This is a genomic window from Streptomyces sp. PKA51 (assembly GCF_057552455.1).
On the sequence record NZ_BAAJPZ010000002.1, the window covers coordinates 399,603 to 420,926 of the forward strand.

Annotated in this window: 14 protein-coding genes; 5 read left to right on the forward strand and 9 right to left on the reverse strand. The window is 74.6% G+C overall.

Translation table 11 applies throughout. The annotated features are described in order from the left end of the window. Positions 1–29 precede the first annotated feature (29 nt). The gene (locus AC27L3_RS04175; RefSeq protein ID WP_487232629.1) at positions 30–2,015 is read right to left on the reverse strand and encodes a Xaa-Pro dipeptidyl-peptidase; all 1,986 of its coding nucleotides are present in this window, start codon (positions 2,013–2,015) and stop codon (positions 30–32) included. Positions 2,016–2,201: 186 nt separating this feature from the next. Between AC27L3_RS04175 and AC27L3_RS04180 the strand changes: the two genes are divergently transcribed. Together AC27L3_RS04180 and AC27L3_RS04185 are read left to right on the forward strand one after the other, a co-directional pair. Continuing rightward, positions 2,202–3,725, forward strand: a complete 1,524-nt coding sequence (locus AC27L3_RS04180) for a M1 family metallopeptidase (protein ID WP_487232630.1) — start codon at positions 2,202–2,204, stop codon at positions 3,723–3,725. Positions 3,726–3,861: 136 nt separating this feature from the next. Continuing rightward, entirely contained in the window at positions 3,862–4,614 is a 753-nt protein-coding gene (locus AC27L3_RS04185; protein ID WP_487232631.1) for a MerR family transcriptional regulator, read from the forward strand. Positions 4,615–4,647: 33 nt separating this feature from the next. Here AC27L3_RS04185 and AC27L3_RS04190 read toward each other — a convergent pair whose 3' ends face one another. The 7 genes from AC27L3_RS04190 to AC27L3_RS04220 form a co-directional block, all read right to left on the reverse strand. Beyond that, positions 4,648–6,819 (reverse strand): 3-hydroxyacyl-CoA dehydrogenase NAD-binding domain-containing protein, encoded by a 2,172-nt coding sequence (locus AC27L3_RS04190; protein ID WP_487232632.1) that lies wholly within the window; start codon positions 6,817–6,819, stop codon positions 4,648–4,650. Between the two features lie 64 nt (positions 6,820–6,883). After that, positions 6,884–8,098 carry an acetyl-CoA C-acetyltransferase gene (locus AC27L3_RS04195; RefSeq protein ID WP_487232633.1) on the reverse strand — a complete coding sequence of 405 codons (1,215 nt, stop codon included), beginning with the start codon at positions 8,096–8,098 and terminating at the stop codon, positions 6,884–6,886. Between the two features lie 85 nt (positions 8,099–8,183). Then, positions 8,184–9,326, reverse strand: coding sequence for an acyl-CoA dehydrogenase family protein (locus tag AC27L3_RS04200; RefSeq protein ID WP_487232634.1), 1,143 nt, complete (start codon positions 9,324–9,326; stop codon positions 8,184–8,186). Further along, positions 9,316–10,476: a CaiB/BaiF CoA transferase family protein gene (locus tag AC27L3_RS04205; RefSeq protein WP_487232635.1), complete on the reverse strand. Its 1,161-nt coding sequence runs from the start codon at positions 10,474–10,476 to the stop codon at positions 9,316–9,318. Before AC27L3_RS04205 ends, AC27L3_RS04200 begins: the two co-directional genes overlap by 11 nt. A gap of 94 nt (positions 10,477–10,570) precedes the next feature. Continuing rightward, positions 10,571–10,951, reverse strand: a complete 381-nt coding sequence (locus AC27L3_RS04210; protein WP_487232636.1) for an MmcQ/YjbR family DNA-binding protein — start codon at positions 10,949–10,951, stop codon at positions 10,571–10,573. A gap of 108 nt (positions 10,952–11,059) precedes the next feature. Continuing rightward, positions 11,060–11,995 (reverse strand): dihydrodipicolinate synthase family protein, encoded by a 936-nt coding sequence (locus AC27L3_RS04215; protein WP_487232637.1) that lies wholly within the window; start codon positions 11,993–11,995, stop codon positions 11,060–11,062. 70 nt (positions 11,996–12,065) lie between these two features. Beyond that, complete coding sequence (locus AC27L3_RS04220) at positions 12,066–13,037, reverse strand: FAD-dependent oxidoreductase (RefSeq protein ID WP_487232638.1); 972 nt, start codon at positions 13,035–13,037, stop codon at positions 12,066–12,068. Between the two features lie 295 nt (positions 13,038–13,332). Here AC27L3_RS04220 and AC27L3_RS04225 point away from each other — a divergent pair, with 295 nt between their 5' ends. The 3 genes from AC27L3_RS04225 (at position 13,333) to AC27L3_RS04235 (ending at position 20,743) form a co-directional block, all read left to right on the forward strand. Continuing rightward, positions 13,333–14,970 carry an ABC-F family ATP-binding cassette domain-containing protein gene (locus AC27L3_RS04225; RefSeq protein ID WP_487232639.1) on the forward strand — a complete coding sequence of 546 codons (1,638 nt, stop codon included), beginning with the start codon at positions 13,333–13,335 and terminating at the stop codon, positions 14,968–14,970. A gap of 299 nt (positions 14,971–15,269) precedes the next feature. Next, positions 15,270–19,322, forward strand: a complete 4,053-nt coding sequence (locus tag AC27L3_RS04230; RefSeq protein ID WP_487232640.1) for a Pls/PosA family non-ribosomal peptide synthetase — start codon at positions 15,270–15,272, stop codon at positions 19,320–19,322. Beyond that, complete coding sequence (locus tag AC27L3_RS04235) at positions 19,319–20,743, forward strand: M1 family metallopeptidase (RefSeq protein ID WP_487232641.1); 1,425 nt, start codon at positions 19,319–19,321, stop codon at positions 20,741–20,743. The genes AC27L3_RS04230 and AC27L3_RS04235 overlap by 4 nt, the downstream gene beginning before the upstream one ends. 44 nt (positions 20,744–20,787) lie before the next feature. Here AC27L3_RS04235 and AC27L3_RS04240 read toward each other — a convergent pair whose 3' ends face one another. Beyond that, a complete protein-coding gene (locus tag AC27L3_RS04240; RefSeq protein WP_365966502.1) occupies positions 20,788–21,288 on the reverse strand; it encodes an inorganic diphosphatase in 501 nt (166 codons plus the stop codon). Between the last annotated feature and the right edge of the window lie 36 nt (positions 21,289–21,324).

Here is a 21,324-nt window from a genome sequence, read left to right on the forward strand (position 1 = left end):
CGGCGGCCGCGGCCCAGGGCGGTACGGGCTCAGGGCAGGTGCGGCGGGGTTGCCGGGCGCAGGCCGGGCAGCAGGTCGCCCGTGGGCGCCTGCGGCCCGGCGGGGCCGCGGGTGGCGCGGGCGAAGGCCGCGTAGCCGCCGACGATCGGCAGGGTGGCCGAGGAGCGGGCCAGGTCGACGGTGAGGTGCGGGGTGGTGGAGGCGGGCTCGACCAGGCCGGCGTCGGTGCCGGCGACGATCAGGGCGAGCCGGTGCCCCGCGGGCACGACGTGGTCGGTGGCGGCCAGGTCCAGGGTGATGTCGTAGGGACGGCCGGGGGTCACCGGCCGGCCGTGGCGCTTGCTCGCCCAGTGGTCGAGGTCGGCCCAGCCGCGACTGACGACGGTGTGGCCCACCTGGGCGGTGCGTGCCGCGGTCTTGCGGAAGCAGCCGGTGTCGCCGGTGGTGCCGCTGCCCCAGCAGGTGCGGTCGGGCAGGGTGGTGATGCCCTCGCCGGCGTCGGCGTAGTCACGGATGGTCGCGGGGCCCATGTCGACGAGCACGGCCGACAGGTGGGCCGATGACGTGGACGGGGTGACCGTCAGCCGGACCGTCGAGGAGCCCGACAGCCGCAGGTCGCGGGCGAGCGGTCCGGTGACGAAGCCCGTCTTCGCCGCGGTGGTCTCGTCGAGGTGCGCGGCCCAGTCGCTCTCGCCGAGGGCGGGGTCGTCGGTGAAGGTCTCGGTGGCGCCGGCCGGGGCGGGCACGAGGCCGAGGGTGCCCACGCCCGGCCGGGTGCCGGGTGCGGGGCGCAGGGTGGTGCCGAGGGTGCCGGCGGGCGGCCAGGCGGTGTCGGTCGTCCACCGGTCGGGGGCGCGCTCGATGTCGGCGGCCGGTTCGCGCTCGATGCCGTTGTCGTAGCCGAGGAGGTAGTGGTCGAACCAGCGGTGCAGGGTGCTCACCCAGGCGTCGCGGCGGAAGTCGAAGGGGTCGACGTGCCCGGTCTGCGACAGCCACACCTTGCGTTCGACGCCGTGGGCGGCCAGCGCGCCCCACCACTGGCCGAGGTGTTTGGTGCGCACGTTGAGATCCTGCATGCCGTGGACGGCGAAGACGCTGGCGCGGACGTTGCCGGCGTCCTTGACGTAGTCGCGTTCGGTCCACAGCGCGGTCCAGTCGCCGTTGCGCGGGGCCCCGCGGACGAGTTCGTCCTGCACGGCCCGGCAGCGGGAGCGTGCCTGCGGGCTCTCGACGAGGGCGGCGAGGCCGTCGGGGCCACTGCCGAAGAGCGCGGCTCCCTTGGCGAAGTAGTAGTCGTACCAGGAGCTGATGCCGCCGATGGGCACGATGGTGCGCAGGCCCTCGACGCCGGTGGCGGCGACGCCGTTGGCGATCGTGCCGTCGTAGCTCTTGCCGATCATTCCCACGTCGCCGGTGGCCCAGTCGGCCGTCAGGGCGGTGGCCGACGTGCGGGAGGCGTAGCCGCGGGCCCGGCCGTTCAACCAGTCGACCACGGATTTCGCGGACTGCACGTCGAGGCGGCCGCCGACGTCCGTGCAACCGTCGGAGCGGTTGGTTCCGGCGAGGTCGACCAGGACGACGGCGTAGCCGCGCGGCACGAAGTAGTTGTCGTAGTACAGCGGGAACTGCACGGGCCGGCCCTGGGCGTCGTAGGTCTTCTTCTGGCTCTCGTTGCCGCGCCCGCAGCAGGCGTAGTAGGGGCTGGCGTCCATGATGACGGGCACCTTGTCGCCGGCCTCGGCGGGCTCGCGGGGCCGGATGACGTCGGCGGCGACCCGGTCGGTGCGGCCGTCGCCGTCACCGTCGAGCCCGGTGTCCACCCACACGGTCTCGCGCACGGCACGGTCGTAGGCGTAGACGGGTCTGCTCTCGTCCGGTGGTCCGGCGGTGGGCGCCGCCTGGGCCGCGGCGGCCGGCAGCAGGACGGCCAGCACGGTGAGCAGGACCGTGGTCAGCGAGGTGCGCACGGAGGAACGGGCGCGAAGGGCGGGGGAATTGTTCGCACGTATCGGCACGGGCGGAAGGTAGCGCGGTCAACTGCGGTGCAGAAGAGGTGCTGCAGGCATCGCGAGGTGGCCGGTACCCCTCGCGTGTCCGCCGCGTGTCGATCAGATGTCGGTACGCGGCATGGACATACCCATATCGGCGATGAGTACATAGGCTTCGAGTGATCTTTCGCCCCCTACGAGTTGGAGTGACTCGTGCGTCACAGACTCATCGTTCCCAGTGCGGCCGCGGCCCTGATGCTGCTGGCGGTCCCGGCCTCGGCTGCCGACGCCACGCCGGGTGCTCCGGGTGCCGGGGACTCCTACTACCCGACCTCCGGGAACGGCGGTTACGACGTCTCCCACTACGACCTGCGCCTGAAGTACCAGCCGGCGACGGACCGGCTGGACGGCACCGCCACCCTGACGGCCACCACGACGCAGGCGCTGTCCCGCTTCAACCTGGACTTCACGCTGAAGGTCAGCGAGGTCCTCGTCAACGGCCGCCCGAGCGCGTTCACCAAGACGGGCGACCACGAGCTGGAGATCACTCCGGCCGCGCCGCTGCCGGAGGGCAAGCAGATCACCGTGGTGGTCCGCTACAGCGACATCCCCTCGCAGGTGAAGGTCGGCGGCTACTCGGCCTGGCAGCGCACGCCGGACGGGGCCGTGGTCGCCAACGAGCCGGAGTCGGCCGCCTGGTGGTTCCCGAGCAACGACCACCCGCGGGACAAGGCCACCTACGACATCTCCGTCGCGGTGCCCGACGGTCTGCAGACCGTCAGCAACGGCGAGCTGAAGTCGCAGTCCTCCAAGCTCGGCTGGACGCGCTACAACTGGCGTGCCACCAAGCCGCAGGCGAGCTACCTCACCACGCTCGCGATCGGCAAGTTCGACATCGTCACCGACAAGACGGCAAGCGGCCTGCCGGTCCTCAACGCCTACAGCAAGGACCTGGGCGACAACTACGATTCGGCCAAGGCGAGCATCGAGCGCACCTCCGAGGTCATCGACTGGGAGTCCTCGGTCTTCGGGCCGTACCCCTTCAACGCCATCGGCGGGTACGTCCCCAACGTCAAGACGGGCTACGCGCTGGAGACCCAGACCCGGCCGTACTACAGCCCGTCCAGCTTCTCGAACGGCGCCAACGTCTCGGTGGTCGTCCACGAGCTGGCCCACCAGTGGTTCGGCGACAACGTCTCGGTGAAGAACTGGCGCGACATCTGGGTGAACGAGGGCTTCGCCACGTACGCCCAGTGGCTGTGGTCGGCCAAGGAGGGCGAGGGCACGACCCGGGAGCTCGCCGACTACGCCTACACCAGCGTCCCCGCGGACAACCCGTTCTGGAAGGTCAAGCCGGGCGATCCGGGCCCGGACAACCAGTTCCACGGCGCGGTCTACCAGCGCGGCGCGATCGCGCTGCAGGCCCTGCGGAACAAGGTCGGCGACACGGCCTTCTTCAAGATCCTCAAGGGCTGGCAGGCGGACCGCACGTTCGGCAACGGCTCCGTGCAGGACTTCGTGAAGCACGCCGAGAAGGTCTCCGGCAAGCCGCTGCAGAAGCTGTTCGACGTCTGGCTGTTCACCGACTCCAAGCCGAGCGCGGCCGTCGCGGCCGAGTACGGCATCGGCAAGCCGGCCGCCAGCGGCCGGTCCCTGGCGGCGGGCAAGGCCGCGAAGCCGGCGGAGCCGAAGTCCTGGAAGAAGATCCAGCAGGCGCTCGACAGCCACCGCCACTGATACACCGCATCACTGCGGGGCCCGTCGCCACCAGGCGGCGGGCCCTGTCCCGTGCCGGCGGGCGGGCTTTCACAGCGCTGGTGACACAGCAATACTGTGGGACCGAACGGCACGACGAGGAAGCGAGGCACCGCCGATGGCCGTGGACACCGAGGGCACCGCCGCGCCGCAGGATGCCGCCGAATCCCACCTGACCGTCGACGAATTGGCGGCCCGTGCCGGGGTGACCGTGCGCACGGTGCGCTTCTACAGCGCGCGGGGGTTGCTGCCGCCGCCCGAGATCGGGCCGCGGCGCGTCGGCCGGTACGGCTTCGTGCACCTGTCCCGGCTGGCGCTGATCGAGGAGCTGCAGCACCAGGGGCTGACCCTGGCCGCCATCGAGCGCTACCTGAGCCGGCTGCCCGACGATCTCAGCGCCCACGACCTGGCCATCCACCGCGCGCTGGTGGCCTCCTGGACGCCCGACGAGGCGGCGGAGACCACGCGCGAGAAGCTGGAGCGGCGGGCCGGGCGGTCGCTCACCGACGCCGACATCGACCGGCTCGCGGCCATGAACGTGCTGGAGCGCGTCCCCGGCGGGGACGCCTTCCGCGTCGATCCGGCGCTGCTGGGGCTGGGCGTGCAGTTGCTGGACGTGCCGGTGGGGTTGGAGACCATACGCGCGGCCCGGGCGGTGCTCCTCGAACACGCCCGCGCCACGGCCCGCGAGCTGACGCGGCTGTTCCACGACGAGGTGTGGGAGCCCTACGAGCGCGGCGAGTCCGACCCCGAGCGGGTGGAGACGATGCGCTCGCTGTCGGCGCATCTGCAGCCGCTGGTGGTCCAGGCCCTGGTCACCGCCTTCCAGCGGGCGCTCAAGGACGAGCTGCGGGCCACGTACGGGGGCTGAGCGCCGCCCCCGTACGGGCCGGGCGTGCCGTCCTCAGTCCGTGAAGACCTCGCCCTTCTCCGCCTTGGTCACCAGCAGCTCGGGGGGCGCGAACCGCTCGCCGTACGCCTCCTGGAGCTGCTGCGCGCGGGCCAGGAAGCCGGGCAGCCCGCCCTCGTAGCCGTTGATGTACTGCAGGGCGCCGCCGGTCCAGCCGGGGAAGCCGATGCCGAGGATCGAGCCGATGTTGGCGTCCGCCACCGAGGTGAGCACGCCCTCCTCCAGACAGCGCACGGTGTCGAGGGCCTCGGCGAAGAGCATGCGCTCCTGCAGGTCGGCGAAGGGCAGCCGGCGGCCCTCCGCCGTCTCGAAGTGCTCGGCCAGCCCCGGCCACAGGCCCGTGCGCCGGCCGTCGGCGTAGTCGTAGAAGCCCGCTCCCCCGCTGCGGCCCGTGCGCCCGAACTCCTCCACCATGCGGTCGACGACGGCGTCGGCCGGGTGCGGGGTCCACGTGCCGCCGGCCTCCTCGGTGGCGCGCCGGGCCTCGTCGCGGATCCGGCGGGGCAGGGTGAGCGTGAGCTCGTCCATCAGCGAGAGCACCTTGGCCGGATAGCCGGCCTGGGCGGCCGCCTGCTCGACGGAGGCGGCGGGCACGCCCTCGCCGATCATCGCCACGCCCTCGTTGAGGAACCGGCCGATGACACGGGAGGTGAAGAAGCCGCGCGCGTCGCCCACCACGATCGGGGTCTTGCGCAGCTGCCGGACCAGGTCGAAGGCGCGCGCCACCGCCTCCTCGCCCGTCCGCTCCCCCTTGATGATCTCCACCAGCGGCATCTTGTCGACGGGCGAGAAGAAGTGCAGGCCGATGAAGTCCTCCTGCCGCTCCACCCCGTGGGCCAGGCCGGTGATGGGCAGGGTGGAGGTGTTGGAGCACAGCAGGGCATCGGGCGCGACGACGTGCTGGACCTCCTGGAAGACCGCGTGCTTGAGCTGCTGGTCCTCGAAGACGGCCTCGATGACCGCGTCGCAGCCCGCGAGGTCGGCGACGTCGGCGGTCGGGGTGATGCGCGCGAGCAGCGCGTCGCGCTCGGCCTCGGTCGTGCGCCCCTTGGCCAGCGCCTTGCCGAGCAGGCCCGCCGAGTACGCCTTGCCCTTGGCGGCGTTCTCGGGCGAGACGTCCTTGAGGACGACCTCCATGCCGGCGCGGGCGCAGGCGTAGGCGATGCCGGCGCCCATCATGCCGGCGCCGAGGACGGCGACCTTGCGCACCGTGCGCGCGGGGACGTCGGCGGGGCGGCTGCGGCCGGAGTTGACGGCCTGGAGGTCGAAGAAGAACGCCTGGATCATGTTCTTCGAGGTCTGCCCGATCACCAGCTCCGTGAAGTAGCGGGCCTCGATGACCTGCGCCGCCTCGAAGCCGACCTGGGAGCCCTCGACGGCCGCGGCCAGGATGTTGCGGGGGGCGGGGTAGGGGGCTCCGGCGGTCTGCTTGCGCAAGGTGGCCGGGAAGGCCGGCAGGGCGGCGGCGAAGCGGGGGCTCGCCGGGGTGCCGCCGGGGATGCGGTAGCCGTCCTCGTCCCAGGGCTGCCGCGCGGTGGGGTGCTCCGCGATGTAGGCCCGGGCGCGGGCGAGCAGGTCCTCGGCGTCGGTGGCCACCTCGTGCACCAGCCCGGCCTCCAGGGCCCGGCGCGGCGTGTACTGCGTGCCCTGCAGCAGCACCTTCAGCAGCGCGTCGGCGACGCCCAGCAGCCGGACGGTACGGGTCACCCCGCCGCCGCCCGGGAGCAGCCCGAGGGTGACCTCCGGCAGCCCGATCCTCGATCCGGGGGCGTCGAGGGCGATGCGGTGGTGGCAGGCGAGGGCGATCTCGTAACCGCCGCCGAGGGCCGCGCCGTTGATCGCGGCGACGACGGGCACGCCGAGGGTCTCGATGCGGCGCAGGTCCCGCTTGATGCCCATGCCGGCGTCGAAGACCCGCTGGGCGTCGGCGGGGGTCGCGGCGATGAGGTCGCGCAGGTCGCCGCCGGCGAAGAAGGTCTTCTTGGCGGAGGTGACGACGACGCCGCGCAGGGTCTCCTTCTCCGCCTCCAGCCGGTCGGCGACGGCGGTCAGCGACGTCCTGAAGGCGTCGTTCATGGTGTTGGCGGACTGGGCGGGGTCGTCCAGGACGAGGGTGACGACGCCGTCGTCGCCGCGCTCGTAGCGGATGGCGGTGGGGGTGCTCATGTCGGGGGCTCTCCTCAAGGAACGTGTCGGGGGCGGATGCGCAGACCGGTGACGACGTGCCGCCCTACACCCGCTCCACCACCGTCGCGACGCCCATGCCGCCGCCCACGCACAGGGTGATCAGCCCGTGGCGACCGTCCCGCCGCTCCAGCTCGTCCACGACCGTCCCCAGCAGCATCGCGCCCGTGGCTCCCAGGGGATGCCCCATCGCAATCGCCCCACCGTTCACGTTGACCTTCTCCAGCCCGATGCCCATCTCGTCGACGAACCGCAGCACGACGGCCGCGAACGCCTCGTTGACCTCGACCAGATCCATGTCGTCGATGGTCAGACCGGCCTTGGCCAGCGCCTTGCGGGAGGCCGGGGCGGGCCCGGTGAGCATGATGGTGGGCTCGGAGCCGGAGACGGCGGCCGAGACGATGCGGGCCCTGGGCCGCAGGCCGTACCGCTCCCCCACCTCGCGGTTGCCGATGGCCACCAGCGACGCGCCGTCGACGATGCCCGAGGAGTTGCCGGCGTGGTGCACGTGGTCGATCTTCTCGACCCAGTGGTACTGCTGCAGCGCCACGGCGTCGAAGCCGCCCTGCTCGCCGATGGCGGCGAAGGAGGGCTTGAGTCCGGCGAGGGTCTCGACCGTCGTGCCCGGCCGCATGTGCTCGTCGTGGTCCAGGACGAGCAGGCCGCTGCGGTCGCGCACCGGCACCACGGACCCGGCGAACCGGCCCTCCTTCCAGGCCGCGGCCGCCAGCTCCTGGGAGCGGGCGGCGAAGGCGTCCACGTCGCGGCGTGTGTAGCCGCCCAGCGTGGCGATGAGGTCGGCGCCGATGCCCTGGGGGACGAAGTTGACCTCCAGGTTGGTCATCGGGTCGTTGAACCAGGCCCCGCCGTCGGAGGCGATCGGCACCCGGGACATCGACTCCACCCCGCCGGCCAGGACGAGGTCCTCCCAGCCGGAGCGCACCTTGGCGGCCGCCAGGTTGACGGCCTCCAGCCCGGAGGCACAGAAGCGGTTCTCCTGGACGCCGGCGACGGTCTCGGGCAGCCCCGCGGCGAGGGCGGCGATGCGGGCGATGTCGGAGCCCTGGTCGCCGACGGGGCTCACGACGCCGAGCACGATGTCGTCGACGGCCGCGGGATCCAGGCCGGGCAGCCGCCGCAGCAGCTCCCGGATCAGGCCGGTGACCAGGTCGATGGGTTTGGTGCCGTGCAGCGCGCCGTTCGCCTTGCCGCGCCCGCGCGGGGTGCGGATGGCGTCGTACACGTACGCTTCGGTGCTCAAGGTCGTTTCCCTTTCGGGGCGGCTTTCGGGGCGGCTTGCGGGGCGACTTGCGGGCGGCTTTCGGGACCGGGTGGGGAACGGGCGGTCAGGAGAGCAGGGAGCGGCCGATGATCTCCTTCATGATCTCGGTGGTGCCGCCGTAGATGGTCTGGATGCGACCGTCGGTGAACGCCTTGGCGACCGGGTACTCACTCATGTAGCCGTATCCGCCGTGCAGTTGCAGACAGCGGTCGGCGACGCGCTTTTGCAGCTCGGTCGCCCACCACTTGGCCATCGCGGCGTGGACGGCGTCGAGCCCGCCGCCGACGTGCTCGGCGATGCAGCGGTCCACGAAGGTGCGGGTGACCGCGCACTCGGTGGCCATCTCGGCGATCTCGAAGCGGACGTGCTGCAGACGGGCCAGCGGCCGCCCGAACGCCTCGCGCTCCTTGACGTAACGGGTGGTGACCTCCAGCAGGTGCTCGGCCGCGGCGACGGCGGCGACCGCGATGCTCAGCCGCTCCTGGGGGAGATTGGCCATCAGATGGCCGAAGCCGCCGTGGAGCTCGCCCAGCAGGTTCTCCTTGGGGACGCGGACGCCCTCGAAGAACAGCTCGGCCGTGTCCTGCGCCTTCTGCCCGATCTTGTCGAGGTTGCGGCCCCGTGCGAAGCCGGGCATGTCGCGCTCCACCACCAGCAGGCTCAGCCCCTTGGCACCGCCCTCCGGGGTCGTGCGGGCCACCACGACCACGAGGTCGGCGAGGATGCCGTTGGAGATGAAGGTCTTGGAGCCGTTGAGCACCCAGTGGTCGCCGCGGTCCTCGGCGGTGGTGCGCAGGCCCTGGAGGTCGGAGCCGGCGCCCGGTTCGGTCATGGCGACGGCGGTGATCGTCGCACCCGTGCAGAAGCCCGGCAGCCAGCGCCGCTTCTGCTCCTCCGTGGCGAGTGAGGTCAGGTACGGGCCGACGATGTCGTTGTGCAGCCCGATGGCCAGGCCCGAGGCCCCGGCCCGGGCGAACTCCTCGGCGATCACGGCGCCGTAGCGGAAGTCGGCGACACCCCCACCGCCGTACTCCTCGGGCACGGCCGGGCCGAGCAGGCCCTGGCGGCCCGCGGCCCGCCAGACCTCCCGGGGGACGATGCCGTCCTTCTCCCACCGCTCGTGATGGGGCAGGACCTCCTTGGCCAGGAAGGTGCGGACGGTCTCCCGGAAGGCTTCGTGGTCGGCGGTGTACAGGTCACGCTTCATCGGTGGTCTCCCCCTCATCGGGCGGTACGAGGCCGGGCACGTTCCAGTCGCGGGCGACGTCGGCGGTGTCCGCGCCGGGGCGGGCCGGTGGGCGGCGCACGGCGGCGGGGGTGGCCGAGAAGCGGGGCGCGGGGGCGGGCTGGGTGATGCCGCCGTCCTCGGTGAAGGTGCCGCGCGCGGCCAGGTGCGGGTGGTGGGGTGCCTCGCCCAGGGTCAGCACGGGCGCCACGCACGCGTCCGTGCCCTCGAAGACGGCCGTCCACGCGGCGCGGGTGCGCTGCCGGAAGCGGTCGGCGACCGCGGCGCGCACCTCCTGCCAGCGGCCGGGGTCCCCACGATCGGCCACCGCCTGCGGCAGGCCCAGCAGCCGTACGAACGTGCCGTAGAAGCGCGGCTCCAGCGCCCCCACCGCCATGTATCCGCCGTCCGCCGTCTCGTACGTGCCGTAGAAGGGGGCGCCGCCGTCGAGGAGGTTGGCCGCGCGCCGGTCCTGCCAGCCGCCGGCGGCGAGCATGCCGTGGAGCATGGCCGTCAGATGGGCGGTGCCGTCGACGATGGCGGCGTCCACGACCTGGCCGCGGCCGGTGGCGCGGGCGTGGTGCAGGGCGGCGAGCACACCGACGACGAGGTAGAGGGAGCCGCCGGCGTAGTCGCCCAGGAGGTTGGCCGGGGCGTACGGCGGGCCCTCGGCGGGGCCGGTGAGGGCGAGGGCGCCGGTGACGGCGATGTAGCCGATGTCGTGGCCGGCCGCGTGGGCCAGGGGGCCGTCCTGGCCCCAGCCGGTCATCCGCCCGTAGACCAGGGCGGGGTTGCGGGCGAGGGCGGCCTCGGGGCCCACGCCCAGGCGTTCGGCGACGCCGGGGCGCAGGCCCTCGAGAAGGATGTCGGCGCGGGCGGCGAGGCCGAGGACCGCTCCGGGGCCCTCGGGCGCCTTCAGGTCGACCAGGACCGAGCGCTTGTTGCGGTTGGTGACGTCGTACGCCGGGTCGACGCCGAGCCCCTGGCCGCCGGGGCGGTCGACGCGTACGACGTCGGCCCCGAGGTCGCCGAGCAGCATCGCGGCGAACGGGCCGGGCCCGATGCCGGCGAGCTCCAGCACGCGCACCCCGGCCAGCGGGCCGCCGGTGGGACCCCGATCCGTCTGCACCATGCGGCCCCCCGCGTCCGACGTCCTGTGACACAACCGCTGTGACACCCGTGATGTTAGGAACCGGTCGCACCGACCACAAGGGGCCGGACGACGGTCATCCCGCGTCGAGTTGGGCGACGAGCCGCTTGGGCGCGATGGTGCGGTAGCTCTCCTCGACCCAGTCGCAGCACACCTCCACGGCCACCTCCCCGGTGTCCAGCGGCACCGACACCCAACCGGAACGCCCCAGTCCGTAGGCCGTGGGTGCGGCGCCCGGCACGGTCAGGGCATGGGCGTGGGCCGCCTCGTCCGTGAGCTTGACCGAGATGCCGGGGCTCTGCGCGTCGTCCGGGGAGCCGAGGAAGGCGAAGATCTTCTTGTTGACCTTGACCACCGCGCTGTCGCCCCAGGGGAACTCCTCCACGGCACCCGGCAGGGACAGGGCGAAGGAACGGATGCGCTCGCGCGCGGCGAGGGGTGCGGGTTTCGCGGCCATGGTGCCTCCGGCGGTCCTGATCGTGCGGGCGGTACGCACGCATGTGCCCGTGCGTGTGCGTCCACGCTAGCCCGGGGCACCGACAACGCGGCCGAAGGCGGCCCTCGGTCACGTCAGGCCGGCCTCCGTCAGGAGCTTCCGCACGCGGGCCACCGCCTCCTCGGGCAGGGGTTGCAACGGGGCCGACGTCGCCGGGCAGTCGATCACACCGAGCGCGTGCAGGGCCGCCTTGTAGCCGCCGAGCGCCGCCGACGTCCGGCTCGCCCCGTCCGTGCCGGCGGCCTCGACGAGCGCGAACAGCCCCGCCAGCCGGTCCTGTTCGGCCGCCGCCTCGGACCACCGCCCGGCGCAGGCGTGCGCGTACAGCCGTACGTAGCCGGCCGGGTCGACGTTGCCCAGGCCCGGCACGACGCCGTGGGCGCCGGCCAGCAGGGCCGCGTCCACGGTGAGCTCGGAGCCGGTCAGCACGGTGAAGGCGTCCTGCAGCCCGCGGTCCCGCAGGCCGAGCAGCAGGCGGCGCAGCCCGCCGAGGTCGCCGGTGGTGTCCTTGAGACCGGCCAGGGTGCCCTCGGCCGCGAGGTCGAGCAGGGTCCCGGCCGGCAGGCGGGTGTGCACGGTGCCGGGGTTGTCGTAGGCGAACAGCGGCAGGTCGACCGCCTGCCGGATGCGCCGGAAGTGCGCGGCGACCTCCACCGGGTGCGTGCCGGTGAAGAACGGGGCGGTGGCCACGAGCGCGTCGGCGCCCGCCGCCGCGGCGGCTCGGGCACGGTCGATGACCCGCTCCGTGCTTGTGTCGATCACTCCGGCGAGCACCGGCACCCGGCCCGCGGCGGCCTCGACGACCGTGCGCAGTGCCGCCGTGCGCCGGCGGTCGGTCAGCTGGGCCGCCTCGCCGCTGGTGCCCAGGGCGAAGACGGCGTGGACCCCCGCGCCCAGCAGGTGCTCGACGAGCGCGGCGAGAGAGCGCGCGTCGACCTCCCCGGTGCCGGTCAGCGGGGTGCACAGCGGGGGGACGACGCCCCGCAGGGGCACGGGCAGGCGCATCGCGGTCCGCCTTCCAGGCTTCTTCGCACCGAATCTCCCGGCCGAATCTCCCGCCGGGCCGCCGGCGCTGTCAAGGCCGCACCGGATCCGCCCCCTCCACCAACTCCGCGGCCTCGTGGGCGCATCCCCAGGCGACGGTGACGCCGGCGCCGCCGTGCCCGTAGTTGTGCACCACCACCCCGCCGTCCGGCAGCCGTTCGGCCTCCAGCCGTACGGCCGGGCGGGCGGGGCGCAGGCCCACCCGGTGGGCGAGCACCCGGGCGCGCCCCACCGCGGGGAAGAGCCGTGCGCAGCGGGCGATGATGGCGTGGGCGGTGCAGGGCGAGGGGGTGCGGTCCCACACGTGCTCCTGGGCGGTGCCGCCGAGGACGAGCCCGTAGGGCTGCGGGAAGAGGTAGGCCATGTCGGCCTTTCCGGCGTCGGCGGCGGTGAACCATTCGTCGATGCCGGGGTTCTCGACGACGACCAGTTGTCCGCGCACCGGGTGGACCGCGGGGTCGGGGACGAGCCGCCGGGCGCCCAGGCCGGTGCAGTTGACGACGGCGTCGGCCTCGGCGGCCGCCCGGGCGAGCGAGGGGACGGGGCGCAGGGCGACCCGGCCGCCCGCGGCGGCCAGCCGGTGGTGCAGGTGGTGCAGGTGGGCGGGCATGTCCAGCAGGGGCAGGCGGGCGCGTACGCCTCCGCCGTGCCCGGGCGGCAGCTCGTCGGCGGTGGCGGCGCGCAGGCCGGGCACGCGGCGGGCCCACGGCCCGAGCTCGTGCGGGGCCGGCCCGGCGTGGGTGCCGGTGACGAGGCGCACGCCGGTCTCCTGCGGGTGCCGGGCCAGCTCGGTCATGACCGCCAGGGAGCGCAGCGCCCAGGCGCCGGCCCGGTCCTCGGGGGCTATGCGGTAGGGCCACCACAGGCCGCCGGCGACGGCCGAGGTGCTCTCGGCCGTGGGCGAGCGCGTCCGCACCCGCACCCGGTGGCCCCGCTCGGCCAGGACGACGGCGGTGGTCAGCCCGGCGACCCCGGCGCCGGCCACGATCACATCGCTTGCCATGCGCCGACGGTACCGGCCAACTCCCGTGCCCCGGGCGGGTTGTGGCAATACCCCGCGGAAGCTCCCGCCCCGCGCGGCGCGCCGGGTGAGGTTACCGCCGGCAATACGGCGCCCGTCACGCCCGTCAGGAGCGCGGAAAGCTGCACGACAAGCCGCACGCCCGCGGATCCCGGGGGGTGCGCCGGCTGCGCGCCGTCGGCGGCCGATCGCGCCCGTCCGGCGGCGGCCGCAGAGCGGCGCTGCCCCGCGCCTGCCCACGGGGCTCCGTGCGCGAGCGGTTAGAGTCGGTGGCCTCATGAGTGCCACTCTCGTAGCCAAGGATCTCGCCGCCGGCCACGGCGACCGTACGCTCTTCTCCGGCCTGGACCTCGTGGTCGCGCCCGGGGAGGTCATCGGCCTCGTCGGGGCGAACGGCGCCGGCAAGTCCACCCTTCTGCGCCTGCTCGCGGGCCTGGCAGCGCCGGAGGAGGGCACGCTGCGGCTGAGCCCGGCCACGGCGACCGTGGGCCACCTGCCGCAGGAGCCTGAGCGGCGCGAGGGCGAGACGGTGCGCGCCTTCCTCGCCCGCCGCACCGGCGTCGCCGCGGCGCAGGCCGCGCTGGACGCCGCCACCGAGGCCCTGGTCGCCGGCGCGCCGGGCGCCGACGACGCGTACGCCGTGGCCCTGGAGCGCTGGCTCGGGCTCGGCGGCGCCGATCTCGACGAGCGCGCCGAGGAGGTCGTCGGCTCGCTCGGGCTGGCGGTCGGCCTGGACCGGCCCATGACCGCCCTGTCGGGCGGCCAGGCGGCCCGGGCGGGCCTGGCCTCGCTGCTGCTGAGCCGCTACGACGTCTTCCTGCTGGACGAGCCCACCAACGACCTCGACCTGCAGGGCCTGGAGATGCTGGAGAAGTTCGTCACCGGGCTGCGTGCGGGCACGGTGCTGGTCAGTCACGACCGCGAGTTCCTGGCGCGCACGGTCGACAAGGTGCTGGAGCTGGATCTGGCCCAGCAGCAGGTGAACCTCTACGGCGGCGGCTACGCGGCCTATCTGGAGGAGCGCGAGACCGCCCGCCGGCACGCCCGCGAGGCGTACGAGGAGTACGCCGACACGCGCGCGACGCTGGAGGCGCGGGCCCGTACGCAGCGCAACTGGATGGACAAGGGCGTGCGCAACGCCCGCCGCAAGGCGACGGACAACGACAAGATCGGCCGCAAGTTCCGGGCGGAGGCGACCGAGAAGCAGGCCGCCAAGGCCCGCCAGACCGAGCGCCTGATCGAGCGGCTGGACGTGGTCGAGGAGCCGCGCAAGGAGTGGGAGCTGCGCATGGAGATCGCCGCGGCGCCCCGCTCGGGTGCGGTGGTGGCGACCCTGCGCGGCGCGAGGGCCCGTCGAGGGGCCTTCGCCTTCGGTCCGGTCGACCTGCAGATCGACTGGGCGGACCGCATCGCCGTCACCGGGGCGAACGGCTCGGGCAAGTCCACGCTGCTCGCGGCCCTGCTGGGCCGGCTGCCGCTGGAGGAGGGCAGCGCGGCGCTGGGGCCGGGGGTGGTCGTGGGCGAGGTGGACCAGGCCCGTGGCCTGTTCTTCGGGCCCGAGACGCTGCTGGACGCCTTCGGCGCGGCGGCCGCGGAGCTGGAGCCGGCGGACGTGCGCACGCTGCTGGCCAAGTTCGGGCTGAAGGCCGCGCACGTGCTGCGGCCGGCCGCCACGCTCTCGCCCGGCGAGCGCACGCGCGCCGCTCTGGCGCTGCTGCAGGCCCGCGGGGTGAACCTGCTGGTCCTGGACGAGCCGACGAACCACCTCGACCTGCCGGCGATCGAGCAGCTGGAGTCGGCGCTGGCCTCGTACCAGGGCACCTTGCTGCTGGTCACCCACGACCGCCGGATGCTGCAGGCGGTGCACACCACCCGCCGCCTGGAGGTCGCGGACGGGCAGGTGCACGAGCGGTAGGCGGCGGCCGGGCGGCGGATGCCGTGGGCCGCCTGTGTGATCGCTGTCCGAAAAGACCCCCAGCCGATGACCAAGAGTTACCCAAGGAAAGGTCATGCCGGACGGGCCGATCGACCATGGATTCGGTGGTGACGAGCCCGTAGCGGCAGCATTTTTGAAGAGCTAGTGGGGTTACCAGCGGTCTGTTCGATTTACGGAACGTTGAATACCGGTCCCCGAACCGGTCCGGGGTCTGCGCCGTCTGTGGGTGCGGACGTCGCCGAGGCGTCCCTGACAAGAGGCCGAATAGAGGCGCACCGATGCCACCCACCCTTCCGGGCTCCCCGCCCGCGGCGCCCGCCCCCTCCGGGGCGCGGGCGCTGTACCGCGGTGCCCCGCCGCCGGCGGAGCGCACCCTCCTCGACGTGTTCGACGCCACCGTCGCCGCACACCCGCAGGCGCTGGCCCTGGACACCGGCGCCCAGCGGTTCACCTACCGCGAGCTCGCCGCCCTGGTCACGGTCCGGGCCGAGCGGCTGCGCGCGGCCGGTGCCGGGCCCGGCGACCGGATCGGCGTCCGCATCCCGTCGGGCACCGCGGAGCTGTACGTGGCGGTGCTCGCCGTCCTGCGCTGCGGCGCCGCCTATGTGCCCGTCGACGCGGACGACCCCGACGAGCGGGCCGCGACCGTCTTCCGCGAGGCCGGCGTCTGCGCCGTCCTCGGGGCCGACGGGGCGATGGCCCCCGGTGTCGTGGCGCCGTCCGGCGCGCCGCGCCCGCCGGCGACCGGGGACGATGCGTGGATCATCTTCACCTCCGGTTCCACCGGCGCGCCCAAGGGCGTCGCCGTCAGCCACCGCAGCGCGGCCGCGTTCGCCGACGCCGAGGCGGCCCTCTTCCTCAAGGACTGCCCGCTCGGCCCCGGCGACCGCGTCCTGGCCGGGCTGTCCGTCGCCTTCGACGCCTCCTGCGAGGAGATGTGGCTGGCCTGGCGGCACGGTGCCTGCCTGGTGCCCGCCCCGCGCTCCCTGGTGCGCGCCGGCCACGAACTGGGGCCCTGGCTCGTCGAGCACGACATCACCGTCGTCTCCACCGTCCCCACGCTCGCCGCCCTGTGGCCGGTGGAGTGCCTGGACCGGGTCCGGCTGCTGATCGTCGGCGGCGAGGCCTGCCCGGCCTCGCTCGTCGAGCGCTTCGCCGTGCCCGGGCGGGAGATGTGGAACACCTACGGCCCCACCGAGACCACCGTCGTCGCCTGCGCCGCCCGGCTGCACCCGGGCGAGCCGGTGCGCATCGGCCTGCCCCTGGACGGCTGGCAGCTGGCCGTCGTGGACGAGGCCGGCGAGCCCGTCGCGCTCGGCGAGCAGGGCGAGCTCGTCATCGCCGGCGCCGGCGTGGCCCGCTACCTCGACCCGGTCAAGGACGCCGACCGCTTCCGGCCCAGCGCCGCCCTCGGCAGCCCTCGCGCCTACCGCACCGGCGACCTGGTGCGGGCCGCCGCCGAGGGCCTGGTCTTCGCCGGGCGCGCCGACGACCAGATCAAGATCGGCGGCCGGCGCGTCGAACTCGGCGAGATCGACGCCGCGCTGGGCGCCCTGCCCGGCGTGCAGGGCGCCGCCGCCGCGGTGCGCACCACCCCGGCCGGCAGCCGGCTGCTGGCCGGCTACGTGGTGGCCGGGCCGGGCTGGGACCGGGACCGCGCCAGAGCCCTGCTGGCCGAGCGCCTGCCCGCCGCCCTCGTACCGGTGCTGGCCGAGGTGCCCGAGCTGCCCACCCGCACCTCCGGCAAGGTCGACCGCGACGCCCTGCCGTGGCCGCTGCCCGACGCCGCCGGCGACGACGCGGGCGAGAGCCTGCACGGCACCGCCGCCCGGCTCGCGGACCTGTGGGAGGAACTCCTCGGCATCCGGCCCGGCGCCGGCTCGGACTTCGTCTCCCTCGGCGGCACCAGCCTGGCCGCCGCCCGGCTGGCCTCCGCCCTGCGCGAGCACCACCCCGGCGTCTCCGTCGCCGACCTCTACCGCCACCCCGTGCTGCGGGACATGGCCGCCCACCTCGACACCCTCGCCCCGCGCGAGGCCGTCCGGCACCGCGTGCGCCCGGTGCGCCGGCGCGCGGGCGCGGTCCAGATCCTCGTGCAGTGCGCGCTGTTCGGCGTCGCCGGCCTGCGCGGGCTGGTGGGCCTGGCCGCCGCCGACAACGTGCTCGGACTGCTGACCCCCGAGGCGTGGGCCCCGCACACGTCCTGGTGGCTGGTGCTCGCCGGGTGGCTGGTGCTCTTCAGCGCGCCCTCGCGCTTCCTCCTCGGCGCGGGCGCGGCCCGCCTGCTCACCCGGGGCATCGCGCCGGGCACCTACCCGCGCGGCGGCCGCACGCACCTGCGGCTGTGGACCGCCGAACGGGCCGTGGCCTCCTTCGGCGTCCCCGCGCTGCTCGGCACGCCCTGGGCGGCCTGGTACGCCCGGGCCCTGGGGTGCGCGACGGGCCGTGACGTGGCGCTGCACGCCATGCCGCCGGTCACCGGCCTGGCCGCGTTCGGCGACGGCTGCGCCGTCGAGCCGGAGGCCGACCTGGCGGGCTGGTGGCTCGACGGCGACCTCCTGCACATCGGTGCCGTGCGCATCGGCGCGGGCGCCCGGGTGGGCCACCGCAGCATGCTGATGCCGGGGGCCGAGCTCGGTGCCGGCGCCGAACTCGCCGCGGGCGGCTGCCTGGACGGCACGGCTGCGCCCGGCCACCGCTACGCCGGCTCCCCCGCCCGCCCCGACGGCCCGGCCGATACCGCGCCGGGCACCGGACGCCCCGGAGCGGTGCCCGCGCCCCGTGCGGCCGGTGCCGCCGAGTGGTATCCCGTCGAGCCGCCGGCCGCGTACGACGCGCCGCAGGCGCACGCGCGCGGCGCCGCCCCGGCCTCCCGCCCGGTTGCCGGCACGCACCCCGTGGCGGCCGCCGGCCCGGCCGGCGACGCGCCGCGGCCGCGGCGCTCGCGGCGGTGGGACGCGGCGTACGCCCTGGCGCTCGGCGGCGTGCCGCTGCTGCCGCTGCTCGCCTCGCTGCCCGCGCTGGTGGGCGCGTACTACCTCGTCAAGGGCTGCGCCACGCTGACCGAGGCCGCGCTGTGGCTGCTGGCCGCCGTGCCGCCGTTCACGTTCGTCACCACCGTCTGCTGGATCCTGCTGCTGGCCCTGGTGGTCCGCGTGCTGGGCCGGGGCATCACCGCCGGCGACCACCCCGCCGACGGCGGGGTCGCCTGGCGGGTGTGGCTGGTGACGCGCCTGCTCGACGGCAGCCGCTCCGGTCTCTTCCCGCTGTACGCGTCCCTGGCCACGCCCGTGTGGCTGCGCCTGCTCGGGGCGCGGATCGGGCGGCGCGCGGAGATCTCCACCGTGCTGCCGCTGCCGTCGCTGCTGACCGTCGAGGACGGGGCGTTCCTCGCCGACGACACCCTCGTCGCGCCGTTCGAACTGCGGGGCGGCCGGATGCGGCTGGGAGCGGTGCGCATCGGCCGCCGGGCCTTCGTCGGCAACTCCGGCATCGTCGGCCCCGGCCGGGAGGTGCCCGACCACGCGCTGGTCGGCGTGCTCTCCGACGCCCCCGAGCGCAGCGAGCCGGGCAGCTCCTGGCTGGGCCGGCCCGCCATGCCGCTGCCGCGGGTGGCCGCGACGCCCGACGCGCAGCGCACCTTCGAGCCGCCCCGGCGGCTGGTCCTGACGCGCGCCGCGGTCGAACTGTGCCGCGTGCTGCCGCTGATGTGCGCTCTGGCGCTCGCCGAGGCGGTGCTGGTGGCCGAGCAGGACGCCCTGGACGCCGGCGGTCTGCAGCTGGCCGCGCTGGTGGCGGTGCCGCTGCTGCTGGCCGCGGGCGTGGCCGCCGCGCTGACGGCGACGGCCGCCAAGTGGCTGCTGGTGGGCCGGTTCCGGGCCGGCGAGCACCCGCTGTGGAGCTCTTTCGTCTGGCGCAACGAGCTGTACGACACGTTCGTGGAATCCCTGGCGGTGCCCTGGTTCGCGGGGCCGTTCCTGGGCACGCCCGTCCTCAACTGGTGGCTGCGCAGCCTGGGGGCGCGCATCGGCCGCGGGGTGTGGTGCGAGACGTACTGGCTGCCGGAGACCGATCTGGTGCATCTCGGCGACGGGGCCACCGTCAACCGCGGGTGCATCCTGCAGACCCACCTCTTCCACGACCGGATCATGCAGCTGGACGGCGTGCGCCTGGCCGAGGGCGCCTCGCTCGGGCCGCACGGCATCGTCCTGCCCGGCGCCACGGTCGGCGCGCACGTCTCCGTCGGCTCCTCCTCCCTGGTCATGCGCGGCGAGAGCCTGCCGGCCGGCACCCGGTGGGCGGGCAACCCCGTGGCGGGAGCGGCGGCGTGAGCCCTGCGGAGCGGCCCCGCTGCAGCCGCCGCGGCCTGCTGGCGGCCGCGGCGGCGCTGCCGGTGGGTGCGGCCGCGGCCCTGTGCGCCGGTGACAGCCGGCGCACGCCGGACGGCGCGCGCTACTTCCCGCGCCACGGGTCGTACGGACACCGCACCCTCGCCTACGACCTGTCGCTCGCCTACGACCCGGGGCGGGCGTGGCTGGAGGGGCGGGCCCGTATCCACGCGGTCGCCCGCGAGCACACCCGCCGCATCGAACTGGACCTGGCGCGGCTGGCGGTGCACGGCGCGCAGCTGGACGGACGGCCGGTGGCGGTCCGGCGCGAGGGCGGCAAGGTGGTGCTCACCGCGCCGCGTCCGCTCGCGCCGGGCCGGCCGCTGGAGGTCGAGGTGCGCTACGGCGGCCGGCCGGCGCCGCTGTCCAGCCCGTTCGGCTCCATCGGCTGGGACCGCACCGGCGACGAGCACGGGGGCACGCTCGTCGCCTCCCAGCCGCTGGGTGCGCCCTCCTGGTTCCCGTGCAACGACCGCCCGGACGACAAGGCCGCCTACACCGTCGCCGTGACCGTGCCCCGCGGTCACCACGCGCTGGCCAACGGCACGCTGCGCGAGCGCCGCGAGGACGGCGGTTCGGTGCGCTGGACGTACCACCACCCGGGCCCCATGGCGACATACCTGGCCGCCGTCTACACCGGCCGGTTCACGCACGACACGCAGCAGCACGAGGTGGCGGGGACGCTGCACAACGCCTATCCCCCGCACCTGGCGGAGCACGCCCGGTACGACCTGGCGCGCCAGCCGCGGATGCTGGAGCACTTCGCCCGCCTCTTCGGTCCGTACCCCTTCGAGTCGTACGGGGCCGTGGTGGTCGACGCCGAGCTGGGCGCCCCGGTGGAGAACCAGACGCTGTCCGTCTTCGGCCGCAACCACATCGACGGGCGGCGGGGCTCGGAGACGCTCGTCGCGCACGAGATCGCCCACCAGTGGTTCGGCAACAGCGTAGGGCTGGCCGACTGGCGGCACATCTGGCTCAACGAGGGTTTCGCCACGTACGCCGAGTGGCTGTGGTCGGAGCACCTGGGCGAGGACGACGCGGACACGCTGGCGCGGCAGGCGTGGCAGGAGCTGGCCGGGCGCCGGCAGAACCTGCGCATCGCCGACCCGGGCAGCCGCCGCCTCTTCGACGACCGCGTGTACGTGCGCGGGGCGTGCGCCCTGCACGCGCTGCGGCTGGACCTGGGCGACGAGACCTTCTTCGCGGTGCTGCGCGGCTGGCATGCGGCCCACCGCGGCGGCAACGCGGACACCGACGCGTTCCTGGCCCACGCCGGGCGCACCGCCGGCCACCGGGTGGACACCGTCCTGCTTCCCTGGTTGTACGACAAGCGGCTCCCGGCGCTGCCGGACGACGACGGGTGACGGTGTGTAAGGCCCGCGTTCAATGGAGCGCGGGCCTTACCGGCTCACCATTCGGTCTCCTTGCCCGCCGCACGGGCGCGGGCCCGGGAGGCGGTGATCTCCGCCTCCGCGGCGTCGCGGCCGGCCCAGCAGGCGGTCTCGCCGACCTTGCCGGGTTCGAGCTCCTTGTACACCTCGAAGAAGTGCTGGATCTCCAGCCGGTCGAACTCCGGCAGGTGCCGCAGGTCGCGCACGTGCTCGTGGCGCGGGTCGGCCGCGGGCACGCACAGGACCTTGTCGTCCTCGCCCTGTTCGTCGCGCATCCGGAACATGCCGATGGCGCGGCAGCGGATGACGATGCCGGGGAAGGTGGGGTCGCCGGCCAGGACGAGCGCGTCCAGGGGCTCCCCGTCGGCGCCGAGTGTGCCGTCGATGTAGCCGTAGTCGGCCGGGTAGCGGGTCGAGGTGAACAGCATCCGGTCGAGCCGGATGCGTCCGGAGTCGTGATCCATCTCGTACTTGTTGCGGCTGCCTTGCGGGATCTCCACGACGACGTCGAAGTCCACGGGCTCCTCCGGGGGTTCGGCCGGAGCACCATGGTG

Coding starts and splice junctions, on each gene's coding strand:
- AC27L3_RS04220 (WP_487232638.1), bottom strand. CDS start 13,037: ATGGCAAGCGATGTGATCGTGGCCGGCGCCGGGGTCGCCGGGCTGACC.
- AC27L3_RS04190 (WP_487232632.1), bottom strand. CDS start 6,819: ATGAGCACCCCCACCGCCATCCGCTACGAGCGCGGCGACGACGGCGTC.
- AC27L3_RS04210 (WP_487232636.1), bottom strand. CDS start 10,951: ATGGCCGCGAAACCCGCACCCCTCGCCGCGCGCGAGCGCATCCGTTCC.
- AC27L3_RS04205 (WP_487232635.1), bottom strand. CDS start 10,476: ATGGTGCAGACGGATCGGGGTCCCACCGGCGGCCCGCTGGCCGGGGTG.
- AC27L3_RS04200 (WP_487232634.1), bottom strand. CDS start 9,326: ATGAAGCGTGACCTGTACACCGCCGACCACGAAGCCTTCCGGGAGACC.
- AC27L3_RS04215 (WP_487232637.1), bottom strand. CDS start 11,995: ATGCGCCTGCCCGTGCCCCTGCGGGGCGTCGTCCCCCCGCTGTGCACC.
- AC27L3_RS04230 (WP_487232640.1), top strand. CDS start 15,270: ATGCCACCCACCCTTCCGGGCTCCCCGCCCGCGGCGCCCGCCCCCTCC.
- AC27L3_RS04225 (WP_487232639.1), top strand. CDS start 13,333: ATGAGTGCCACTCTCGTAGCCAAGGATCTCGCCGCCGGCCACGGCGAC.
- AC27L3_RS04185 (WP_487232631.1), top strand. CDS start 3,862: ATGGCCGTGGACACCGAGGGCACCGCCGCGCCGCAGGATGCCGCCGAA.